General features: G+C 45.0%; 19 protein-coding genes. 11 read left to right on the top strand and 8 right to left on the bottom strand.

Features of this window, described 5'->3' with window-relative positions; genetic code table 11:
* Positions 1 to 69: 69 nt before the first annotated feature.
* Complete coding sequence (locus tag MKS89_RS06830; RefSeq protein ID WP_072957148.1) at positions 70 to 876, bottom strand: transporter substrate-binding domain-containing protein; 807 nt, start codon at positions 874 to 876, stop codon at positions 70 to 72.
* A 271-nt stretch (positions 877 to 1,147) separates the two neighbouring features.
* A complete protein-coding gene (locus MKS89_RS06825; protein ID WP_072957145.1) occupies positions 1,148 to 2,386 on the bottom strand; it encodes a trans-sulfuration enzyme family protein in 1,239 nt (412 codons plus the stop codon).
* Positions 2,387 to 2,604: 218 nt separating this feature from the next.
* Here MKS89_RS06825 and MKS89_RS06820 point away from each other — a divergent pair, with 218 nt between their 5' ends.
* Positions 2,605 to 3,081 (top strand): Lrp/AsnC family transcriptional regulator, encoded by a 477-nt coding sequence (locus tag MKS89_RS06820; RefSeq protein WP_072957489.1) that lies wholly within the window; start codon positions 2,605 to 2,607, stop codon positions 3,079 to 3,081.
* Positions 3,082 to 3,234: 153 nt separating this feature from the next.
* Here the strand turns inward: MKS89_RS06820 and MKS89_RS06815 are convergent, their stop codons facing one another.
* Both MKS89_RS06815 and MKS89_RS06810 read right to left on the bottom strand, forming a co-directional pair.
* Positions 3,235 to 3,432 (bottom strand): DUF4250 domain-containing protein, encoded by a 198-nt coding sequence (locus MKS89_RS06815; RefSeq protein ID WP_072957142.1) that lies wholly within the window; start codon positions 3,430 to 3,432, stop codon positions 3,235 to 3,237.
* A gap of 107 nt (positions 3,433 to 3,539) precedes the next feature.
* The gene (locus tag MKS89_RS06810; RefSeq protein WP_072957488.1) at positions 3,540 to 4,217 is read right to left on the bottom strand and encodes an HI_1241 family integral membrane domain; all 678 of its coding nucleotides are present in this window, start codon (positions 4,215 to 4,217) and stop codon (positions 3,540 to 3,542) included.
* Between the two features lie 208 nt (positions 4,218 to 4,425).
* Here MKS89_RS06810 and MKS89_RS06805 point away from each other — a divergent pair, with 208 nt between their 5' ends.
* Positions 4,426 to 6,660: a YgiQ family radical SAM protein gene (locus MKS89_RS06805; RefSeq protein WP_072957140.1), complete on the top strand. Its 2,235-nt coding sequence runs from the start codon at positions 4,426 to 4,428 to the stop codon at positions 6,658 to 6,660.
* A gap of 63 nt (positions 6,661 to 6,723) precedes the next feature.
* Here the strand turns inward: MKS89_RS06805 and serC are convergent, their stop codons facing one another.
* Together serC and MKS89_RS06795 are read right to left on the bottom strand one after the other, a co-directional pair.
* Entirely contained in the window at positions 6,724 to 7,818 is a 1,095-nt protein-coding gene (gene serC, locus MKS89_RS06800) for a 3-phosphoserine/phosphohydroxythreonine transaminase (RefSeq protein WP_072957137.1), read from the bottom strand.
* Positions 7,819 to 7,977: 159 nt separating this feature from the next.
* Positions 7,978 to 9,231, bottom strand: coding sequence for a DUF945 family protein (locus MKS89_RS06795; RefSeq protein ID WP_072957135.1), 1,254 nt, complete (start codon positions 9,229 to 9,231; stop codon positions 7,978 to 7,980).
* A gap of 266 nt (positions 9,232 to 9,497) precedes the next feature.
* On the opposite strand from MKS89_RS06795, the gene MKS89_RS06790 reads away from it, so the two are divergent.
* The 3 genes from MKS89_RS06790 to MKS89_RS06780 all read left to right on the top strand — a co-directional run bounded on the left by MKS89_RS06790 (position 9,498) and on the right by MKS89_RS06780 (position 12,839).
* Positions 9,498 to 11,450 (top strand): ATP-binding protein, encoded by a 1,953-nt coding sequence (locus MKS89_RS06790; RefSeq protein ID WP_072957132.1) that lies wholly within the window; start codon positions 9,498 to 9,500, stop codon positions 11,448 to 11,450.
* Between the two features lie 24 nt (positions 11,451 to 11,474).
* On the top strand, positions 11,475 to 11,975 hold the full coding sequence (locus tag MKS89_RS06785; protein WP_072957131.1) for a response regulator: 501 nt from the start codon (positions 11,475 to 11,477) through the stop codon (positions 11,973 to 11,975).
* 315 nt (positions 11,976 to 12,290) lie between these two features.
* Positions 12,291 to 12,839, top strand: coding sequence for a hypothetical protein (locus MKS89_RS06780; RefSeq protein ID WP_072957128.1), 549 nt, complete (start codon positions 12,291 to 12,293; stop codon positions 12,837 to 12,839).
* Between the two features lie 65 nt (positions 12,840 to 12,904).
* Here MKS89_RS06780 and MKS89_RS06775 read toward each other — a convergent pair whose 3' ends face one another.
* Positions 12,905 to 13,510, bottom strand: a complete 606-nt coding sequence (locus MKS89_RS06775; RefSeq protein WP_072957126.1) for a TfoX/Sxy family DNA transformation protein — start codon at positions 13,508 to 13,510, stop codon at positions 12,905 to 12,907.
* 320 nt (positions 13,511 to 13,830) lie between these two features.
* Here MKS89_RS06775 and MKS89_RS06770 point away from each other — a divergent pair, with 320 nt between their 5' ends.
* The 5 genes from MKS89_RS06770 to MKS89_RS06750 all read left to right on the top strand — a co-directional run bounded on the left by MKS89_RS06770 (position 13,831) and on the right by MKS89_RS06750 (position 20,049).
* Entirely contained in the window at positions 13,831 to 14,751 is a 921-nt protein-coding gene (locus tag MKS89_RS06770) for an HDOD domain-containing protein (protein ID WP_072957123.1), read from the top strand.
* A gap of 140 nt (positions 14,752 to 14,891) precedes the next feature.
* On the top strand, positions 14,892 to 16,544 hold the full coding sequence (gene panP, locus MKS89_RS06765; protein ID WP_072957121.1) for a pyridoxal-dependent aspartate 1-decarboxylase PanP: 1,653 nt from the start codon (positions 14,892 to 14,894) through the stop codon (positions 16,542 to 16,544).
* 325 nt (positions 16,545 to 16,869) lie between these two features.
* Positions 16,870 to 17,724 carry a MurR/RpiR family transcriptional regulator gene (locus MKS89_RS06760; RefSeq protein ID WP_027694049.1) on the top strand — a complete coding sequence of 285 codons (855 nt, stop codon included), beginning with the start codon at positions 16,870 to 16,872 and terminating at the stop codon, positions 17,722 to 17,724.
* A 177-nt stretch (positions 17,725 to 17,901) separates the two neighbouring features.
* On the top strand, positions 17,902 to 18,168 hold the full coding sequence (locus tag MKS89_RS06755) for a GrxA family glutaredoxin (protein WP_072957119.1): 267 nt from the start codon (positions 17,902 to 17,904) through the stop codon (positions 18,166 to 18,168).
* 198 nt (positions 18,169 to 18,366) lie between these two features.
* Complete coding sequence (locus MKS89_RS06750) at positions 18,367 to 20,049, top strand: aspartate:alanine antiporter (protein WP_072957116.1); 1,683 nt, start codon at positions 18,367 to 18,369, stop codon at positions 20,047 to 20,049.
* Between the two features lie 122 nt (positions 20,050 to 20,171).
* On the opposite strand, the gene fabV is transcribed toward MKS89_RS06750, so the two are convergent.
* Entirely contained in the window at positions 20,172 to 21,374 is a 1,203-nt protein-coding gene (fabV, locus tag MKS89_RS06745; RefSeq protein WP_072957114.1) for an enoyl-ACP reductase FabV, read from the bottom strand.
* Between the two features lie 408 nt (positions 21,375 to 21,782).
* Here fabV and MKS89_RS06740 point away from each other — a divergent pair, with 408 nt between their 5' ends.
* Positions 21,783 to 22,712, top strand: a complete 930-nt coding sequence (locus tag MKS89_RS06740; RefSeq protein ID WP_072957485.1) for a 1-aminocyclopropane-1-carboxylate deaminase/D-cysteine desulfhydrase — start codon at positions 21,783 to 21,785, stop codon at positions 22,710 to 22,712.
* Positions 22,713 to 22,730 lie beyond the last annotated feature (18 nt).

The following is a 22,730-nucleotide window of genomic DNA, read 5'->3' as shown; positions in this document are numbered from 1 at the left end:
ACTACTTCGCCGGACCCGGGAATCCCCGAGTCCGGCACTTTACATCAATTGATTTGAATAGCGAGGAAATTACTGAACATCCTTCAGCCAGCTATCAGATTTGAACCATTTATCATAAATACGCTGATAAGTTCCATCACCTTTTACCTGACGCAGGTAATTGTTCAGGAAATTAAGGAAATTCGGATCATCCTGACGAATCGCCCATCCCAGTGGTTCATAGGTAAACGGTGTATCCAGATGGGTTACCTGCTGTGGATGCTGCGCGGCGTAAATAGCATTATATGGTAAATCATACACATAGGCATCAGCTTTACCATTCGAGACTTGTAGCACTGCATCGACTTCTGTGTCATAAAGATCCAGCTTTGCTTTCGGAATATAACGTTTCGCAGCCTCTGCACCCGTGGTGCCCAACTTACTGGTTAAAGTATATTTCGGATCATTGAGGTCCTGATAACTTTTGATCTTACCAGCCAGCTTCGGCGAAATCAGTACCGACTGGCCGATGACAATATAAGGGTCGGCAAAATTAACTTTCAGGTTGCGCTCCGGTGTAATGGTCATCCCGGAAATAATGATATCGCATTTGTCGGTCTGCAAGGCAGGAATGATCCCATCCCATGCGGTATTGACCGGCACAAATTTCACGCCGATAGAACGTGCCATATGTTTCGCCATGTCTAAATCGAAACCGACAAAACGACCATCTTTGGTCTTCATTTCAAACGGCACATAACCAGCGTCAAAACAAGCTCTGAGTTCTCCTTTATTCAGGATGTTTTCCAGAGCAGAGGATGCTGCATAAACCTGAGTCGTCAGTGCCGAACAGGCAAGCACCGCCCCAGCAATAGCTGATTTTAATATTTTATTCATACTATCCCTTTATGATTTTTATATCAGTGTCCATTTCCATCAAGAAATGCGATGTTGTGTTGTTAACTTTTGCGGAATGATTCAGCAAATTTATCTTTCACATAGTGCGACAGAACGGTAGCATTTTTCAATACTTTCGTCACAATTAATCACAGCCTTGTCTACAAAAAAATCAAGCAACATGGACAGTATAATACACTGTTCATGCCTTGCTCTCTCTAGTGCCCCAATAGGCTCTAACAAGAGATAAGCAAAAATCAAGCCGCACTCATCAACACAGTAACCGGTCGAGCTCTTCAATCAGATCATGTGGATTTTCCAGACCAATCGACAGCCGGAACACCCCATCTCCGGCATAGCGTCGGTATTGTTGTTCCTGCTCAGTGGTCATCCGGTAAGTCGATGCCATCAAGTCCGCCGTTTTGAGTAAGACCGCTAAACTACGCTGATGACCGATCGAATAAGCGTAATAAAATAAGCGTGCATCTCTGGCAAACCGTTGTGCAATCTCATCCATCGCGTCGATCTGAAAGACAATGATTCCTCCGCCATAAGCCATTTGTTCACAGGCCAGAGTATATTGAGGGTGAGAAGCAAGTCCCGGATAATTCACTTGTTTGACCCGGGGATGATTCTCCAGCCATTGCGCGATCTGTAACGCAGAATCACTGATGGTTTTCATCCGTGGATATAATGTCTCGATACCACGCATAATCAACCAAGCATTTTGAGCACTGATCGTTGCACCAAAATGTGCCGCCGCTCTGGAACGAATTTGTGCAATCAGCGCTTTACTCCCCGCAACGCATCCGCCCAACGCATCCCCGTGACCGTTGATAAATTTCGTCAGAGAATGAATCACAAGGTCAACCCCCAGCATGACCGGGCGAGTGATCACTGGCGTAGCAAAGGTAGAATCAACCGACAGCAGTACATGATTCTGTTTGGCTAAATGAACCAGTTGTGTCAAATCGGTCAGACGGAGTAATGGGTTACAGGGGCTCTCAGCATGTATCAGTTTGGTATTGGGGCGAATCGCCTGCGCAACCGCATCGAGATCCGTCAGATTCACCGGGGTCACTTCAATACCGTAATCAGGCAGAACGTCTCTTGCTAACTCATAAACAGCGGCATAACACACATCACTGATAATCAAATGATCACCGGCGCGAAGCAGTGAAAAAAACACGGCAGACAATGCCGCCATACCGGTTGTCGTTGCATAGGCATCATCGGTACATTCCAGTGCAGCAATACGCTGTTCAAGCTGGCGGACGGTCGGATTAGTCCAGCCGGCATACAAAAAAGGTGCATCGGCCAAGTCCTCAATCCCGTTCGCAGAAAATGAACCTTCTTCTGGAACAAAACTGTGATTCACCGACATCGCAATGTGGGGCGTAGTGGCTTGGGTTTGCTGATCCGGCCAAAAACCAGCTGACAGAGCCAATGTTTCAGGGCAATACGTTTCAGGACAATACGTTTTACGACAATGCTGCGAGGGCTTAGACATCAATACCAGCTTCCATAAGTTTCAAATCGAGGTTTCAAAAAAGAAATTTCAAATAGCGTGCACAATAGAACAGATGTGAGCGGTGACACACATCATCTCGGATCAAATAGTATCGGGTAAAAAAGAGCGGCTGAACGGAGAAATTACTCGGCTAAGTTATGATTTTCTGCATTTTTTATCGTAATATGCAGAAAATCCGCATCTTAAGACTTTATATTATGCAACTTGACTTATTTGATAAGAAAATACTGGATATCATGCAACGCAACTGCCGGTTGCAAACCGAACGGATTGCAGAACAGGTTGGTTTATCGGCATCCGCTGTGCAACGTCGAATCAAAAAATTACGTCAAGCTGGGGTCATTCAACAGGAAGTCGCGATCATCGATCCGCAATATCTGATGAATCATATGAGCTTTTTGGCAGGTTTGGAGATCGAACGAGATAACTACCAGACTCTCTCCCACTTCAAAAGCTGGGCCGAACAGAAAGAAAACATCCAGCAAATCTATTATGTGACCGGCCAATTCGACCTGATGGTCTTGGTGACCGCAGCCACAGCGCTGGAATATGATGCGTTTATCGAACAATTGATGCAGGAGAATCCGAGAATCCGGCGGGTCACAACGCATGTGGTTCTGGATAGTCCGAAACGTTCCTTTTACACCCCGGTCAAAGACCATCAACCCGAGTAACAATCGCGCTCAACACAGCCAGTCATTCACAAAATCAATGATTCTGAATGACATTTCAACATCAGCAAAGCCGAATGTCACATCCGGCCTTGCTGATGCCAATCTGGCATTGTTCATTCAATGAAACGCGCCCTTTCTCAGCCGATGATACACTCAGTTTTCGGCTTTAAACTGGTTGGTGAGCGGATCATACTGATAGCCCAGATGACCTAACTTATCGAGTACTGCTTGAGAGTTGAACTCATAAGTGGTCACTAAATCATCAAAACTCTCACATTCGAGCCGCAGTTTCTCATTGACGATACCCAGTAAAATCGAGTTGTCTAAACGATCAATCATTGAAAAGTCCATCACTACCCTCCTTTTGGCGATTCTGGAGCTATAAGCCTGAATGAAGTCAACCAAATTTAAGTGTAGTGCTAAATCGTGACAAACAACGGAATAAAAATACCACCGAATTAGAAATACAACAGATGAAACCCGGTCATCGACGTTAAAAGCACCACACAGGAGATCCCCAACTGAACTTTATCCGCGCTTTTGGCCATCAGTAAATGCCACGACCAGATAATCACAGCAACGACTAACAAGGAAAAACTGAGCAAAATGGAGTGAAGTACATTATGCAACTGAATCGGATCCATATTGGCAGCCAACGGTACAATACAAAGTGTCAGTAACATCGCCGCCAGAATCCCTGCAATAGGTAACAGCCGGTGGAAAGCTTGCAGACGCGTTCTGGCAACCGTCAGTAACCAGTGTGCTGCGATTGCACCTAACAACAAGCATGACAATATCAACGTCACCGCAGCAACCCAATTCGGAGCAGTCAATATAGCGAAAAACATTGTCAGTCCGGCCACCCCATTTGCGAGGTAAAGTATTTTAAGTGGCCCTTCTTGTCGCGTTTTACCCGTTTTAACCTGAGAATAGAAATAACCAATCAGCGCAACATTTAACAATGTATATAAATGCTGGGAAGCAACCAGCAGCCATAGCACGAGTAAGAGCGGTAAAATGCGGTGAATTCTCCCGCGTTGTCCCGGGCAAATTTCTCCTCGAGTCAAAACGAGCGTAAGAATGAATTGTGATCCGGCGGTCATTGGAAGCAATACAGCAATAAAAGCGTTCAGCATAACGAAATCTGGCATAAAATTAGATAGCGCGATCATACCAAAAACACGGTTGGATGAAAGCTGAATGATGCAGAACTGTCGAGGCACATCGTGTCAACAATCCCTTATCACGACAAATCAATCACCCATTGATTTTGTGGATGAATGAAGCTGGCGAGTCCCCTCACTTGCCGCTATAATGCCCGCCGCACATTCATGAGGTTAAAATATGCACAGCGCCACAACGCCAATTCATCAGTATGAACCCTATTGGGCCAAATGCTTTGGTCACGCACCTTTTCTGCCAACCAGCAGACAAGAAATGGACCAGTTGGGCTGGGATAGCTGTGATGTCATCATCGTCACCGGTGATGCCTATGTTGATCACCCAAGCTTTGGTATGGCGATAATCGGTCGTCTGCTCGAAGCACAGGGATTCCGGGTCGGCATTATTTCGCAACCGGCATGGCATAACAAAAATGATTTTATGGCGTTGGGGCAGCCAAATCTGTTCTTTGGTATCACTGCCGGCAACATGGACTCAATGATCAATCGTTATACCGCAGATAAAAAACTACGTCATGATGATGCCTACACACCCGGAAATGAGGGTGGAAAACGGCCGGATCGAGCGACACTGGTCTATTCTCAACGCTGCCGCGAAGCCTATAAAGAAACACCGATTATTTTAGGTGGTATCGAAGCCAGTCTGCGTCGTGTCGCCCATTATGATTACTGGTCCGATAAAATCCGTCGTTCGATCTTATTTGATGCCAAAGCTGACCTGTTACTGTTTGGTAATGCTGAACGAGCCTTGGTTGAAGTGGCCCACCGACTGGCACAAGGAGAAGCGATTCAGTCGATGACACATATTCGGGGCACAGCCGTGATCCGCTCGCAAGCCCCTGATAACTATCGAGTCATCGACTCTTCACGGATAGAAAAGCCGGGGAAACCGTTTGTGCCGACCAATCCTTATCAGGCAGAACCCGACTGTGAAACCAATACTACCAGCGAGACCGCGGCACAACCGATTACCATTCGACCTTCCCGTCATGATGCTGAAACGACTGCGGTTCGTCTCCCGTCGTATGAAAAACTGGTCAATGACCGGATTCTTTATGCACACGCAAGTCGGGTGCTTCATTTGGAAACCAACCCATACTCAGGACGAGCCCTGATACAAAAACATGGTGATCGAGAATTATGGGTCAATCAGGCGCCGATTCCGCTGTCTACTGAAGAAATGGATTTCGTGTTTGGCCTGCCTTACGCCCGGGTTCCGCATCCTCGCTACGGAAAAGCGAAAATTCCGGCCTACGATATGATCAAAACATCGGTCAATATTATGCGTGGCTGCTTTGGCGGTTGTTCTTTCTGTTCAATCACCGAACACGAAGGCCGAATCATTCAGAATCGTTCGAAAGAATCGATTCTGGAAGAGTTGCAAGAAATTCGCGACAAGGTTCCCGGCTTTACCGGCACAATCTCTGATCTCGGCGGGCCGACGGCCAACATGTATCGTTTAGGCTGCTCGGATCCGAAAGCCGAAGCCAATTGCCGCCGCCCTTCCTGTGTATTCCCGGGCATCTGCCATAAGCTCAATACGGACCACAAACATACGATTGATTTATACCGTTCAGCTCGCCAAGTGGAAGGCATCAAGAAAGTATTGATTGCTTCCGGTGTCCGTTACGACTTAGCTATCGAATCACCGGAATATGTCAAAGAACTGGTGACTCATCATGTCGGCGGCTACCTGAAAATTGCACCGGAACATACTGAGAAAGGGCCGTTAGATCTAATGATGAAGCCCGGGATGGGCACTTACGAACAGTTCAAAACGATGTTTGAGCAATACAGTGCTGAAGCCGGGAAAAAACAGTATTTAATCCCCTATTTCATCTCAGCGCATCCCGGCACCGAAGATGAAGATATGTTGAATTTGGCGCTATGGCTGAAGAAAAATAATTTCGAATGCGACCAAGTTCAAAATTTTTACCCATCCCCGATGTGTAACGCCACAGCCATGTACCATGCGGAGACTAATCCTCTCAAACGCGTTAAATATAAAAAGCGGGATATTGTTCCGGTGGCTAAAGGAGAACGTCAGCGCCGTTTGCATAAAGCATTACTTCGCTATCATGATCCGAATAACTGGCCATTAATCCGACAAGCTCTGGTCGATATGGGGAAAAAATATCTGATTGGAGACGGACCACACTGTCTGATTCCGGCAGATGATCAACACAAGCAAACACCGGCGCAGCGCAGACAATCCGGCAGGCACGGAGCGAAGCGTTTTGCGACCAAACACAGCAAATCTCAACCGGGATTTGCACCATTACGCGAGGGACGCGATCGATCTCAGGGAACGCGATCTCAGGAAACGTCATCTCAGCCAGCGAAATCCCAGCAACGTGGCAAAAATACTGCCAAATCCAAACGGGTAAAAGCATCGTAACCCATAAAAAAACGCAGCATCTTTGCTGCGTTTTTTTCAACCAATCATAGTGGGAATTCAGGGTTATGCATATTCCGCTTCGAATTCTTGCATAAACGCAACCAATGCCTGAACACCTGCTAATGTCATTGCATTATAAATTGACGCTCGCATACCACCTACGGCACGGTGCCCTTTCAATGCCACCAAACCTCTTTCTTTGGCTAGCTCAAGGAATTTTCCGTCCAGTTCAGGTTTTGCCAACTGGAACGGAACATTCATCCGAGACCGATTGTTCGGGTGAATCGTATTGCGATAGAATGACGACTGATCGATGTAGCCATAGATTGTCTCGGCTTTTTCACGATTGATCTGCTCAATTGCTTTGACCCCACCCTGACTTTTCAGCCATTTAAAGACCAAACCAGAAAGATACCAAGCATATGTCGGGGGCGTATTGAACATTGAATCTTTTTCCGCCAGTTCTTTATAGCTCAGAACACTTGGTAACATTTTATGGGCCAGTTCAAGTAAATCATCCCGAACGATAACAATCGTAATCCCAGCCGGTCCGATATTTTTCTGAGCACCGGCATAAATCACACCGTACTGACTGACATCAATTTCCCGAGACAGAATATTGGAAGACATATCTGCCACGATGGGTTTATCCGTGACCGGCAGATCATTAATTTCAATACCATCAATGGTTTCATTCGGACAGAAGTGGACATACGCGGAATCCGGTGCAATTTGCCATTCACTGGCAGGTTTCACAGCTGATTGTCCGTCAATATCAGTTTTGGCATCAAATGTATCGACGTTGCAGTATCGACTCGCTTCATCGATCGCACTCTCTGCCCAATATCCGGCATCAATATAAGTTGCCTTGGTTGACTGACCCAATAAGTTCAACGGCACCGCCGCAAATTGAGCTCTGGCACCACCCTGACAAAACAGGACTTTATAATTATCAGGAATATTCAACAGATCCCGAAAGTCCTGCTCCGCCTCTTGAGCGACTTGAATAAACTCTTTACTGCGATGGCTGATTTCCATCACCGATGTGCCCAGTTGGTTCCAGTTGATAAATTCGGATTGCGCTTGTTCCATTACGGCTTTTGGTAAAGCTGCAGGGCCTGCACTGAAGTTATACACGGTGTCAGACTTTAACTCCATGGTTTCGTTGCTCCTACGGTCAATCATGCGTTTATAATAGAGACTTTGATTAATATCACTTTTCCTGTGACAAAAAAAGCAGAAAAGAGGCAAATTGCCTCTTTTCGAATTCTGATGCTGAAATAACCCAGAATAAATCGATTGAACGATAAAAAGTGGTTACATTTGCATCATCATGGACATCAATATCACCATCAGCGGTACTTTTTTCCCACTTTCAAACACAAGGTCGCCATCTTGCACAGTTGCCTTCATCTGATAGGCATCACCATTTTCTCGCATCATCTTCATGGTCACCAATTCATCGACACCTTGTCGCAATACAGGAAAAGCATCAGCAACCGCTTTAGGCACTTGACTTTCCACATGCCCTGTCAGTTTTTTGACAATTTCTATTGGGTCTTGTGGGGTGCCTTGCATATCTGCTGGCAATTTCAGATCAACTTTGGACTCGATTTGTCCTTGTGTTAAACCGATATCCAACTGTTCTAACGCCATTGAAAAACCTTTGGCAACCAATTGATCAAGTGCTTGCTGTAAATTTTGCGCATCAGCCGGCGTGATATCGGCATAGTGCTCCAATATCTCAGCGATTTTCGCCAAACTATCGACATCAAGCTGCCCCATCGAGAAAATCACGTTCAGATGTTCAACCACACCATCCTGAGCCGAAATTTTGGCAATGTTAAACTGTTGGCGAGTATCATATCGGGCCCGATCCGCATCCATTGATGAGGTATTCTGATACCCAACATTCTCTAAAATAAAATCACCGAGTCCTGAATCATCAGACATCACCATTTTATCGACTTGGAGTGTTTGAGAACCAATCCAGAATCCTTTTTCTTTCTTACCCTGACCATTGCTATAAAGATTATTTAAACTGATTTGAAGGTCGGCATGACTAAACTGCACTGATGGGACATTCAACCGGTAATCAATTTCACCTAACGTTGTCACATCACCAGACAAGGACATTGGTGTGGATGTCATCGACCATGTGGTGCCCTGATAATGCGTCACTTGGCTATCGATTTCAAAATGGGTATTGCCGTTGAGTTGTGTCTGCGTCACGATTTTTAGCGGCTCATCCGGCTGATTATCTAACTGAGTAACCGCATCAATCGAAAAAAAGCCATGTTTCACATCACTGTTAAAAATCCATGACGTGGGTAAATCATCATTCTGCATCTGGGCTTTTAAACCCGGATCAGTCACCTGAATCTCAGTTTGAACATGTGACGAAAGATATCCACGGTCATAATTCAGCACTTTTGCGGTCACCAACTGGTTCTCAATATTGCCAATATTGTTTTGAAATACTCTTTCGGCTATCTGTCCGACGACTAATGGCCAACAAGCCATCAAGCAGACCGCACCGCCAACTGCTGCTACTTTTTGAAGTTGATTCATAACACAGGATCTCTTTGGTTTATTGTCTATCATACATATTCAAATAACTTTGAAATGGACACCCATCCGTTTAAGCAAAAAAGTTATTTGAATATTTATCCTTACACTCTCAATGGCATTTATCGATGACATCCATATCAATCATGCAATCCAGACTGTTTCATTTCTTTTCACCGACAAACCGCTCATTATAGAACTTAGCTCTCATCCCCATCAGTAAAACCTTGGTAAAGTTTCTGAAAAATATTCTTATCCGTGAGAACATTGTGAACCACTACGCGATTATCTGCTTAGATAACAACCCGATCAGTGTGGAACAGTATCAGCATGAACTGACCCCTTTCACTGGCCTGTTCGATCTATATTGCGTCGATTCTATCAGCGACGCGCAGTATACACTGGATTTTATTCATCAACGTTCACAAATTGTTGCTTTAGTGATCGCCTGCCATCATGATGCACTCAATGGCGCAGATTTCTTAATTCAGCTTGACAAACAATCACATACCAAGGATGCCAGAAAAGTACTCATCAGTGCGGGGAAAGATATTCAGGTCATTCTGTCTGCCGTCAATGAAGGAAGATTGGATCACGCACTCACCAAGCCACTGCCTGACCAAATATTGTACCAAACCGCCTACAAAGAGCTGACCCAATTCATTCTCGACACCGAATCTGACAACTTATTAGACTACAGTCAAGTACTCGACCAGAAACAGCTCTTACGCGCCCATGTGGATAATTCCATGCGACATTTTCGTCAGGGATTTATTCATGATTATCATCAGATGAGTGACACAGAACTGGCAGAAAAGGTGATCGTTCTCCTGTATGCTTTCTTTGAGCAAAAGGATGAAACCCACGCGTGCCGGACTTACTCCCCGAATCACCTGCTCACCCAGGAAGGCGAAGAAAATCAGTTTCTCTGGTTTATCACGCAAGGAGAGGTTGCCCTGTTTAAGCGAGATGAACTGGGTCATGAACGCGAAGTCGTCCGGCATCAAAAAGGAAATCTGGTCGGTGGGATGTCATTTGTGACCGGAGAGGCTTCATTCTCAACGGCTGTCACCCTGACCAAAACCCATGTCATCAAGCTTGATCGAGAGGTTTTTGCCAAGGTGATGCATTCCAACAGTCAACTATTACCGCTGTTCACTAATTTACTTTTACGTCATTTTAACCGACGCCTACAGCGTAGTATTACCACAAAGCTGGAATTACAGAAAACGCTCGAGTCACTGGAAGCAACGCAGCAACAGTTAGTAGAACGGGAGAAGCTTGCCGTCCTCGGTCAACTTGTGGCTGGGGTCGCCCATGAACTGAATAACCCCGTTGCAGCAATTCAACGCGGCGCTGAAACGCTGACCGAGCAAATTCAGTGGGTGTTCAATACACACACACCGGCGTTGACAGAGCAAGCAACAGCGTTACTGCACCGTGCCATGACCGTCTCACCGCTTTCAACATCAGAAGAGAGACAGCGGGTGAAAGCACTGGAAAATCAGTTGCCGGATCGCAGCCTCGCCAAAAAATTAGTCAAATTACAACTGGATCATGATCGTGAGCTCATCGAACAGCTCACAACAGACAAGACTGATGCCAAAGCGTACGTTCATCAGCTTGAGCATTATATGAAAACAGGTAATGCGCTGCGGTCCGTGCTTATCTGCGCTCAACGGATCACAGATATGGTCAAAGGTCTGAAAAGTTATGCGCGTAAAGACGATGAAGGCTATCTTCCCGTCAATATTCATGAGGGCATTGAAGATACCTTGGTCATTTTTGAAAACCGACTCAAAAGATATCAACTGATTAAAGAATATGCAGAAAATTCATTAGTTTATGGCCAGCCTACCGCATTACAGCAAGTCTGGGTCAACCTACTGTCGAATGCACTCGATGCGCTTCCTGAACACAATGGCAAGATTGAAATACACACCCGTCAGGTCGAACATCAACATCGCGCTTACTTGTGTGTTACCGTGAACGATAATGGGACAGGCATTCCGGCTGAACTCCAAGATAGAATTTTTGAACTAAACTTTACCACCAAAAAAGAAGGAAACTTCGGTCTCGGGATCGGCCTTTCAGTTTGTCAGCAGATTATTCAACAACACCAAGGCTGGATTCAACTCAATTCACAAGTGGGTGAAGGCACAACGATTGATGTTTATCTCCCCCTCGTTCAATCGGGCATTGATAAACACATGCAACCATGAAGAGTGATGATGAAGGAGCACGCTATGAATCAACGTTATTTGATCCTCTGTGTTGATGACGAACGGGAGATTTTAGACAGCGTGGTCCAAGACCTCGACTGTTTTGAAGATGATTTCGTCGTTGAAGCAGCCCAGTCGGTATCGGAAGCAAAAGAAGTCTTGTCTGACTGTCAACAACAAGAGATCCCTCTGGCACTGATTCTTTGTGATCACATTATGCCGGAACAGACAGGGATTCAATTTCTGATAGAGCTCAATGCCGATCCGCAAACAGCAAAGGCACGCAAGATTCTTTTGACCGGACAGGCTGGCCTTGATGATACCGTCAAAGCGATTAACCATGCTGGTTTGGATTTTTATATCAGTAAACCTTGGCAAGGCGATGCGCTTCGCCAAACCATTAAACACCAACTCACTCAGTATATGATTCAGAACGAATCTGATCTGTCACCCTGGATGAAAATACTGGACACAGCGGAAATACTTACAGCACTTTCACAACGACGTCGTGAATTTGGCGAGTAATTCAAACAAGACGAGTAATTCAAACAAGTAGTTAAAGGTGACTTTGGGAAGATGATATGATTGAACGGTCTTCGATAGTCATTCGCTTTCAAATGCTTTTAAGTGGAAATAGTTATCGCCTTTTTATCCACGTTATGATGTGTTTTGGCTCTCATTTATGGCATTGTATTTGCAATACGATTCACTCACACGACAAAAGCATGACACTCTTAAGGTAGCATTATGCCTTTCATCCGGTTTATGATGTGTTAAAGGGTTGATTGAAGGCAGAATTACTGCCATTTTACAGGGATTCTAAATAAGATAGGTTCGGTTATGCGTAAAATTATTAGTGCGGCAGTGTTGTTACTAGCCTCTGGTTATACATTTGCAGCGGTAGATCCAAATAGTCCATCGGTGATGAGCAACTTCAGTTATGACTACTATGAAGCTCGAATAGGTATTAGTCCCAATACTTATGGCGCAGGTTTTAGTATGTCAGTTCATCCCAACGCACATGTGATAGGACGAGTCGATTCAAAACTTGAAGGTGATTACGATCTAACAGGTGGCTTAGGCTTCCACGCCCCTATTAACAACTGGGCTGATTTCACCGGTGAAATGTTAGTCCGCATGGTTGATCACGATGATTCCCGAGGTAGTGATACCGGTATGGAATTGAATCTGGGCGTTCGCCAGTGGTTAGGACCACAACTTGAAGTCGGTGGTAAAGTGGGCTATCTAAGTATTGACGACAACGACGACTGGTTGGGTGCTGCTTATGCTCGCTTCCACTCAACAGAACTGTTTTCGGTTGCAGCTGAAGCTCGCTTTAATGACACATATGACGATCAAATCATTTTAAGCGCCCGCTTCAAATATTGATTTGAACAATTGACCTAATTACTCATAACTAATACAGCCAAGTTAAGCGACTTGGCTGTTTAATATTATCCCTCCTCTATTCCCATCAGGATGCAGCATTCAGTCAACAACTGCTGCTTGCGCTTTTCCGGGATCAGCTTCCAGTGAATTTCTTCAATGGCTCCCACAAACTTCCATAACAGTTTAATATCTGTCGTTGTGCCGTACAGTTGCCTAACTTTGATAAAAGCTTTCAAAGCACCCAATTTAAAGAATGTGGCAACATCCGGAATCCCCGATTTCTTCATCATTCGCTCGATAGTCAAGTGTAAATTGGGTAAATCCCTCAAACGTCGGTTCGATAATGAATACTTTTGCTTTTTCTGAAAAATAGCCAATGCCTTGGAACGGCTGATCAACTCTCCCAAATAAGGATAACCGGATTGAAACAATTCAGTAACATCATAATAATTCACTTTAGAAATACTTTGTTTTTTAACAAAGACATATTTTGAGCAATTTAGCGCATTTAATTTTTCATCCAGAACACCGCCTCCTCGAATATAAATATGATTAGTGCTGATTAAAGCAAACATGGCATCTTGCCAAAATAGCCCTATATCCCCAAATATTGACTTCGTGTCAAAGTTTTCTCTTTCCATTAAGTAATCAAAAAATTTTGTTGCTATCATTTACCCTAGCCTCGGTAGTCGTTATATGTATATTTCAGGCTGACGTCATAGGCGATAACTCGGAGATTCATAGCAGGAACGTCCGAGCTATCGTCCTATTGTCGGTTTAAAAGATATAACGAATTGATTTCTAAAATCTCGGCAAGGGGTGTGAAATGAGTCCCATCAAAACTAGAGCAATCACACAGAGATAATAAATATGCGTGTGTATTCTCAATTTGAAACCGTAAAATCAATATTTTTTATAACGCACCGATAATTCATTGCGGTGCCGTCAGTGCAACGCTAAAATAACGTAAATAGCAACGAATCTGATAAATATGAATCACGTCTCTTTTTTTTGGCTTCCGAGTGATCAACAAGCCTTATTTCAGGCGATTGAAACCGAATTTGCCCAACTGGTTGAATTGTCTATACGAAGCGGAAAGATAGAACTCCCTCCGATCCCTCAGGTTGTGCTGGAAATCCAGAAACTCTGTTTGGATGAAGCGACGACTGTCACTGATGTCGCGGAATGTCTGATCGATGATCCGGGCTTAACGGCGGTTGTCCTACGTATTGCGAATTCCGTCATTTTTAATTCAAGAAGTATTGCCTATAGCGATATCAACACCGCTGTATCCAGACTGGGAATTTTTCGGGTCAGAGACATTGTCACTGCACAAGCAGTGAAACAAATGAAATACTCGGTGAATCTTCAGGATGACTGTAATCAGATCCTGCGTCAAAGTGCGACCAACTCACGAAAGCTATGTGCAACGATGGTCTTGGTCACCAATGCATTTAAACAGCTGGACCCACAGGAATATGCTTATCTGGAATCAGACAAAGCATTGCTGGTCGGTCTATTAGCGGATATCGGGTTATTCTGTTTACTCAATGAGTACCATCTCTATCTTGAACAAGGCAACTACCTTGATCATGACTTGGCTATGCGTATTTTTGAATCTCGCTGTAACCGAACCAGCTATCATGTCCTCAAAACATGGGGATTTGATCAGGACTTTCTTTCTGTGGCATCCAACAGAGAGAGACCACATAAACCCAAAGAGGTTTCTTATCTTGATATTGCCAAGATTGCTTACCACTTACTGTTATTTCGCGAGCAAGATGAAAGCATTGACGATCATGAGGTTGAAATCAACGCAACGGGTGCGGAAGTCTTATATGAACTAAGTAACTTATCAGATAACGACTTTAAATCTCAGATTCGTTCGATTATTCATTCATCTGGATTTTAACCTCTGACGATTGAGACGCCGAACAGCCATCATGCAGACAGTCGCTGTTTGGGCAAACCCATCAATTAATACGGGACATTCACTAGGTTTTCGTTTAGATTGTCCCGCCAAAATAGGCCATGACACAATTTGATAGCTTTATGGTTGTAAAAAACAAAACAGCGGAAGCCAATTTTGATAGCCTGCTTCGAATTTTTACCGTACCGGAAGGTCCTGGGTCCACACTGACCCAAATCGAAGAAGAAATTTCTCAGAACCTCAATCAGTTCTTACGAGAGCATATCGTTTCCGAAGAAAAACCGCTAAAAACAATTGAGCAAGATTTCCTATCTTCACAGATTCCGGAACAACCGACATTTGTCTCTGAACATACCCAGCATTTGTTGGATAAGGTCGTTGCTCAGTCGGTTCATACATCGGCTCCTAGCTTTATCGGTCATATGACATCGGCACTCCCCTATTTTTTGATGCCGCTGTCCAAAATCATGATTGCTCTGAATCAAAATCTAGTCAAAATTGAAACATCAAAAGCCTTTACACCACTCGAACGTCAAGTCATCGGCATGTTACACCGACTGATCTATGCGGGTAATGAAGAGTTCTATACTCAGTGGATGCATAGTGCCAACCATTCACTGGGAGCATTTTGCTCAGGTGGAACGATCGCCAATATCACGGCCCTATGGGTCGCCCGCAATAATGCACTCAAAGCTCAGGGTACATTTCAGGGGGTCGAGAAGGAAGGTCTGTTCCGAGCCATGAAACATTATGGCTATGAAGGATTAGCAATTCTGGTCTCCGAACGCGGTCATTATTCGTTAAAAAAAGCAGCGGATTTACTGGGAATCGGCCAGCAAGGTCTAGTTGTCATTCCGACGGATGAACATAATCGAATTATACCCGACGAGCTAAAAACAACTATTCAACGGCTGAAGCAACAACAGATCTTACCATTTGCAGTGGTCGGTGTTGCCGGGACAACGGAAACAGGCAATATCGATCCGCTCGCTGAAATGGCCGCAATCTGTCAGCAGGAACAGTGTCATTTCCATGTCGATGCAGCATGGGGTGGTGCAACATTGATGTCGCATCAATACCGTCATCTGTTAAACGGTATCGAACAAGCCGATTCAGTGACCATCGATGCCCATAAACAACTCTACCTCCCGATGGGCGCTGGAATGGTGATATTTAAATCACCCACATCAAGCCATGCGATTGAGCATCATGCCCAATATATTCTTCGCGAAGGCTCGAAAGATTTAGGTAGCCGGACACTCGAAGGCTCCCGCTCCGGCATGGCAATGTTGGTTTATGCATGTATGCATATCATCAGTCGTGCGGGTTATGAATTGCTGATCAATGAAAGTATTCAAAAAGCGGCTTATTTTGCCGATCTCATTGGTCAGCAGGATGACTTCGAACTCGTTTCAGAGCCTGAGCTGTGTTTACTGACTTATCGTTATGTTCCTCAACAAGCACGTCTCGCCTTGCAACACAGCTCTGGTGATACGCTCGCCCAACTCAATCAACAATTGAACGAACTGACAAAATTTATTCAGAAAAAGCAAAGAGAATCCGGAAAGTCATTTGTTTCCCGAACGCAACTGACACCAAAACGTTGGCAGTACCTCAATACCATTGTTTTCCGTGTCGTGCTTGCCAACCCGTTAACTACAAAAGATATCTTACATGCAGTTTTAGAAGAACAGCGGCATATTGCCACACTCGCCCCGACATTACTGCGTCAAATCCAACGCTCAGCAGAAAGCATTCTGTCAAGCAACATATAATATGCATCTTCTGTTTTCGGTCACTCGATCACATCTGCTGAAATTTTATTTCTGACTGATGTAAGAAATGAATCATTTTGTCTTGGAGAAATACTGTTTTGTCGGATTTAGCGGTAAAATTAGGGGATCATATGAAATTTAGTTTGAGGCCTGTCATATTCTTATCATCTGATAACCCGAAATGTTACAGAATTACCGGCTCATACGTTTATACTCATTTCCCATGCCCACTTCGTGATGAATGTTGAATGCTTTGGGTATCATGATTCGATATCGCCAGTGATCAGGTCGAATTCCTGAAATGTTCTTTCCCCGTGTGAACACTATGAATACATTAGAAAAAATTCAAAAAAATCTGGAAAATTTTAGCAAGTCTGAACGCAAAGTCGCAGAAGTCATCATGGCATCACCGCAAACTGCAATCCATTCCAGTATTGCGACCCTTGCCAAAATGGCTGATGTGAGTGAGCCTACGGTCAACCGTTTCTGTCGTCGTTTAGATACCAAAGGCTTTCCTGACTTTAAGCTTCATCTTGCCCAAAGTCTGGCAAACGGAACACCGTATGTGAACCGTAATGTCGAAGAAGATGATGGCCCCGATGCATACACGCATAAGATTTTTGAATCCACCATGGCTTGCCTTGATGTTGCCAAAAACAGCATCGATGCCGCACAAATTAACCGTGCCGTTGATTTGCTGACACAAGCCAAGAGAATCTCATTTTTTGGCTTAGGGGCATCTTCCGCAGTCGCACGTGACGCGCAGAATAAGTTTATTCGTTTTAATATTCCGATCTCTTGTTTTGAAGATATTGTCATGCAGCGAATGAGTTGTATCAATTGCACCGATAATGATGTTGTTGTACTGATCTCTCATACTGGCCGGACGAAGAGTCAGGTTGAGATCGCACATCTCGCCAAACAGAATGGTGCAACCGTCATCGCCATCACTGCCAAAGACTCACCGCTCGATCAGGTCAGTTCACTCTCCATCTGTCTTGACGTCCCGGAAGATACTGATGTCTATATGCCGATGGCAAGCAGAGTGGTTCAGATGACGGTCATTGACGTGCTTGCAACCGGGTTTACATTACGTCGCGGTTCAGGATTTCGGGAAAACCTCAAACGAGTGAAAGATGTCTTGAAAGATTCCCGCTACGATAAATTGCCTCAGTTCTGACACTGAACATCATATCCTTAAATTTTCATCTCATATGGGCCATTTGTGGCCCATATTTTTTCAGTGGTAGGTCATCGATTACATCGTTTTAATCTATTAAAACAAGAGGTAGATCTAACTTTATTTCCGAAGTGACTTCAGGCATAGTTACGCCAACAACACATGAAGGAGAAAGTTATGTTTGTAGTGATCTTTGGTCGTCCCGGCTGCCCATTCTGTGTTCGGGCAAAAGAACATGCAGAAACGTTGAAAGAAAAACGTGACAATTTTAATTTCCGCTACGTTGATATCCAAGCAGAAGGCATCAGTAAAGCTGATTTGGAAAAAACCGTAGGTAAGCCCGTTGAAACCGTACCGCAAATCTTCATCGACCAGACTCATATTGGTGGCTGTACTGAATTCGAAGCTTATGCTAAAGAAAATTTAGGTCTGTTTGACGCATAATCACGACCTGGCTGACCTGCCAATTATCTGGCAGGTTTTACTTTTCTGACACTCCGACGTATTGATTCTCTCCCCTCGTCCCCTCACGAAGATGAAAATTCTTCTTTGTGCCAAAAAGCCTGAAAAATACCCTTATTTTTTCTTATATTTCAGATACAATTTGTCCGCCATCTTTCTTCCACATCCCTGAGTCGAGTTGTGAATATAAACGTTGTTCTGCTATTAAAAGAAAATCCTATTCTGCTTATTTTTGTTGTTCTGGCGAGCGGTCTGGCGCTGGGGAAAATTCGTTTCGGTAGCCTACAGGTCGGCAACTCCATCGGAGTTCTCGTGACCTCGCTCCTCATGGGCCATCTGGGTTTTTCTCTGAACTCAGAAGCACTTACCATCGGTTTCATGCTATTTATTTACTGTGTCGGTATCGAAGCGGGTCCCAATTTTTTTGGGATCTTTTTCCGAGATGGGAAACACTATCTGATCTTAAGTCTGACGGTCCTGATCATTGCCAACCTAATCACTTATTTCGGAGGCAAGGCCCTACATCTGGATTACGGTCTGTCTGCGGGGATGATGGCGGGCGCGCTCACCTCCACACCGATTCTCGTCGGCGCTCAAGATGCCTTAAGCTCCGGACTGGCAGAAATTCCCCAAAACATGGATATGTCCCGCGTTCTGGAGAATGTCTCTGTCGGCTATGCGATTGCTTATCTTATCGGTCTCATCAGTATGATTATGTTCGCAAAGCTTCTGCCGAGACTACAAAAACAAAATCTCTCAGATTCAGCCCGACAAATCGCTCGGGAGCGCGGTTTAGGTCATAACGGACAACGAAAAGTCTACTTACCCATTATTCGCGCATATCGGGTGGGAAAAGAACTGACGAACTGGATTGATGGTCGGAATCTTCGTGAACTGGGAATCTATCGTCAAACTGGCTGTTACATTGAGCGAATCCGACGAAATGGCATTTTGGCCCATCCGGATGGTGACGCGATTTTGCAAGAAGGCGACGAAATCGCGCTGGTGGGTTTCCCTGACAGTCACGCCAGGCTGGATGCCAGTTTCAGAAACGGTAAAGAAGTTTTTGACCGCAACTTGCTTGATCTGCGCATTTCAGAAGAAGAAATCGTGGTCAAAAGTGACAGCATGGTCGGAAAACGGCTGTCTGACTTGAACCTTTCTGAGTATGGCTGTTTTCTCAATCGTGTGGTTCGGGCACAGATTGAAATGCCAATGGACTCAGATATTGTGCTCACCAAAGGCGATCTCCTTCAGGTCAGTGGTGAAAAAAGTCGGGTACAAGGGCTCGCGGATAAAATCGGTTTCATTTCGATTCACAGCCAAATGGCAGACTTGCTGGCTTTTTGTGCATTTTTCATTTTTGGCATTACACTCGGCCTGATTACCATGACCTTCGGTCAAGTCTCTTTTGGTTTAGGGAATGCTGTCGGGCTATTACTTTCTGGGATTACGCTCGGCTTTTTACGGGCCAATCACCCAACCTTTGGTTATGTCCCGCAAGGTGCACTGAATATGACCAAAGATCTCGGGCTGATGATCTTTATGGTTGGTATCGGGCTGAGTGCCGGCGGCAGTATGTTTGAGCACCTGTCAGAAATCGGTATCAAAGTGATTGGTCTGGCGTTTCTGGTCAGTGTTGTCCCGGTATTTTTCGCTTACCTCATTGGTGCTTATGTCCTGAAAATGAACCGTGCGTTGCTGTTTGGTGCCATTATTGGTGCAAGAACCTGCGCGCCGGCAATGGATATCGTCAATGACTATGCGAAATCAACCATCCCTGCGCTCGGATATGCGGGCACCTATACCATTGCCAATATTCTGATGACACTGACCGGCACTGTCATCATTCTATTAAGTTAATCAATCAGGTTAACGCCTGTTCCGATGCGGCTCAACACTGCATCATTGATCACCACACCACGGTCATTCCGGATCAAAAAAAGCGCCATCATGGCGCTTTTTCGTGTTTCATCGAAAACAGATTAAATATCAATCACGTCAAACTCAACGGCCGGATTCACATCCGCATCATAATCTACGCCATCAATACCAAAACCAAACAGTTTCAAAAACTCTTCTTTGTATGCTTCATAATCTGTCAGTTGTTTGATATTTTCTGTTGTGATTTGTGGCCACAAATCACGACAATGTTGCTGAATGTCTTCTCTCAGCTCCCAGTCATCAAGACGCAGACGATTGTGGTCATCCACAGCCGGTGCCTGACCGTCAGCGCGATACAGTCGCTCACTGAACAGACGATAGATCTGCCCCATACATCCTTCATGAACGCCTTCTTCACGCATCTTTTTAAACACCATCGAGATGTAAAGCGGCATGACCGGAATTGCAGAACTGGCCTGCGTGACAACGGATTTCAAGACAGCAACATTTGCCGAGCCCTGTTTGGCACTCAGTTGCTGGTTCAGCGCTGTTGCAGCACGATCTAAGTCCATCTTCGCACGACCCAGCGCACCGTCCCAATAGATCGGCCAAGTCAGCTCGGTACCGATATAGCTATATGCAACGGTTTTACAACCGTCTGCAAGCACACCAGCTTCGTTCAATGCATTGATCCAGAGTTCCCAGTCTTGTCCGCCCATGACGGTCACAGTGTCTTCAATTTCCTGCTCAGTTGCAGGTTCAATACTGGCCTCAATAATGACATCCCGGTTGGTATCCACAGCAGTTGATGTGTAAGTTTCACCAATGGGTTTCAGCGCTGAGCGAACCAATTCGCCACTATCAGGCATTTTTCTGACCGGGGATGCCAAAGAGTAGACAACCAGATCAATCTGCCCCAAGTCTTGCTGAATCAGCTCAATCGCTTTCTGTTTTGCTTCATGAGAAAACGCATCGCCATTAATGCTTTTCGCATAAAGACCCGCTTCATGCGCACATTTGTCAAACGCAGCAGCGTTGTAAAATCCTGCGGTACCCGGTTTCTTCTCGGTTCCCGGCTTTTCGAAGAAAACGCCGATTGTTGCCGCACCACCACCAAATGCCGCAGCAATACGTGATGAAAGTCCATAGCCACTGGAAGACCCGACAACCAGTACGCGCTTAGGCGCGTTATCTACGCTTCCTTGTGATTGGGTATAAGCGATCTGCTCTCTGACATTCGCTTCACATCCGACTGGATGTGTTGTCGTACAAATAAATCCACGAATTTTAGGTTTGATGATCATATTCAACTTCCTTTAAAAAACCCCGTAAGAATAAAAGTTTCGCCTCGAAATCTCACCCTATTTCTTAATATTTCCCCTCAAAAAGTGAGTGGTTGGATCTCTTTTTACCGATTTCAACGCTAAAAGTAGATTTATTCCATTGAAAAACATATGAATTTCATTTAACAGCACCTCACTCATGCTGCGAATTCAAACAAAAAAATAAAAATATGAGGAACTATCTGTGACATCACCAGTCTGATTTAACAAGATTGACAGAAACGTTGAATGATTTTTTTGTCAATACTGCTTTTTCTTGTTAACTCCTATTTATAGCAGCCAGTACAGATTGTACTGGCTTTTTTTTGTCTGGCTTTTTGCCTTGAGTACGCCTTGTGGTGGCGAACAACTCAAGCTATGCTTGCCGGCATGAATATATTGACCCATAGCCCGATGACCGAGCATACCTTTGACGGCAGGCACTTCTATCTCAAACGAGATGATTTACTCCATCCTCAGTTTTCAGGGAACAAAGCCCGCAAACTGATGACTTTGCTTGATGCTGCTCTGCCTCAAATCACCACGTTAATCAGTTATGGTTCTCCGCAAGCCAATTCTCTTTACTCATTTGCCGCGCTGGCACAACTCAGAGGCTGGCAGTTGGAATATTACGTTGATCATATTCCTCAGTGGTTAGCCGAACATCCACAGGGAAATTACCAAGCAGCGTTGGCACTCGGTGCAACAATCTATCCCACGGGACAACATCCAACCTCAGCGATGCATCCTTATGATTATATTCAACACGTTCGTCGCCCTGATGAGCGTTGTCTGGTTTTGCCCGAAGGCGGACGGAGTGATACCGCTCAACCGGGGATTGCGACTCTCGGGGATGAAATCATCGCCTGGTGCCATAAACACCGGATTGAACGCCCTGTCGTCGCATTGCCCGCTGGCACCGGCACTACAGCACTCTATTTGCATCAGCAGCTGACAGCGCATCAGATTGAAGTGCTGACCTGCGCCTGTGTCGGTGGTGAGTCTTACCTGAAGCAACAGTGGGATATGCTGGCAGCCACCAGCTACCCGACAGTTTTATCTCTGCCGCAAAAACATCATTTCGGCAAGTTGTATCGTGAAGACTACATGATCTGGCTGAATCTCTGTCGCGAGACCCGTGTCGAATTTGATTTACTCTATGACCCACTGATGTGGCGCTGCCTGCAAAGCTGGTTAACCAAACACCCTGACACACCGCTGATCTACATTCATCAAGGCGGTTTACTGGGCAATGTCAGTATGCAGGCCAGATATCAACGTAAATACGCGGATCTTCCTTCAGGCAGACATGATGGTTGATACATCAACGAACACATC

The sequence above is a fragment of the Vibrio gazogenes genome (assembly GCF_023920225.1).
GTDB classification, from domain to species: Bacteria; Pseudomonadota; Gammaproteobacteria; order Enterobacterales; family Vibrionaceae; genus Vibrio; species Vibrio gazogenes.
The sequence above is the reverse complement of the archived record's forward strand: the minus strand, read 5'-3'. Positions and strand labels throughout refer to the sequence as shown.

Excerpts from the sequence above, each read along its gene's own strand:
- panP (WP_072957121.1), top strand. The coding sequence starts at position 14,892 with ATGGTTGTAAAAAACAAAACAGCGGAAGCCAATTTTGATAGCCTGCTT.
- MKS89_RS06795 (WP_072957135.1), bottom strand. The coding sequence starts at position 9,231 with ATGAATCAACTTCAAAAAGTAGCAGCAGTTGGCGGTGCGGTCTGCTTG.
- MKS89_RS06760 (WP_027694049.1), top strand. The coding sequence starts at position 16,870 with ATGAATACATTAGAAAAAATTCAAAAAAATCTGGAAAATTTTAGCAAG.
- MKS89_RS06815 (WP_072957142.1), bottom strand. The coding sequence starts at position 3,432 with ATGGACTTTTCAATGATTGATCGTTTAGACAACTCGATTTTACTGGGT.
- MKS89_RS06770 (WP_072957123.1), top strand. The coding sequence starts at position 13,831 with ATGAATCACGTCTCTTTTTTTTGGCTTCCGAGTGATCAACAAGCCTTA.
- MKS89_RS06825 (WP_072957145.1), bottom strand. The coding sequence starts at position 2,386 with ATGTCTAAGCCCTCGCAGCATTGTCGTAAAACGTATTGTCCTGAAACG.
- MKS89_RS06830 (WP_072957148.1), bottom strand. The coding sequence starts at position 876 with ATGAATAAAATATTAAAATCAGCTATTGCTGGGGCGGTGCTTGCCTGT.
- MKS89_RS06810 (WP_072957488.1), bottom strand. The coding sequence starts at position 4,217 with ATGCTGAACGCTTTTATTGCTGTATTGCTTCCAATGACCGCCGGATCA.
- MKS89_RS06805 (WP_072957140.1), top strand. The coding sequence starts at position 4,426 with ATGCACAGCGCCACAACGCCAATTCATCAGTATGAACCCTATTGGGCC.
- MKS89_RS06820 (WP_072957489.1), top strand. The coding sequence starts at position 2,605 with ATGCAACTTGACTTATTTGATAAGAAAATACTGGATATCATGCAACGC.
- serC (WP_072957137.1), bottom strand. The coding sequence starts at position 7,818 with ATGGAGTTAAAGTCTGACACCGTGTATAACTTCAGTGCAGGCCCTGCA.
- MKS89_RS06780 (WP_072957128.1), top strand. The coding sequence starts at position 12,291 with ATGCGTAAAATTATTAGTGCGGCAGTGTTGTTACTAGCCTCTGGTTAT.
- MKS89_RS06755 (WP_072957119.1), top strand. The coding sequence starts at position 17,902 with ATGTTTGTAGTGATCTTTGGTCGTCCCGGCTGCCCATTCTGTGTTCGG.
- MKS89_RS06740 (WP_072957485.1), top strand. The coding sequence starts at position 21,783 with ATGAATATATTGACCCATAGCCCGATGACCGAGCATACCTTTGACGGC.
- MKS89_RS06785 (WP_072957131.1), top strand. The coding sequence starts at position 11,475 with ATGAATCAACGTTATTTGATCCTCTGTGTTGATGACGAACGGGAGATT.
- MKS89_RS06775 (WP_072957126.1), bottom strand. The coding sequence starts at position 13,510 with ATGATAGCAACAAAATTTTTTGATTACTTAATGGAAAGAGAAAACTTT.
- fabV (WP_072957114.1), bottom strand. The coding sequence starts at position 21,374 with ATGATCATCAAACCTAAAATTCGTGGATTTATTTGTACGACAACACAT.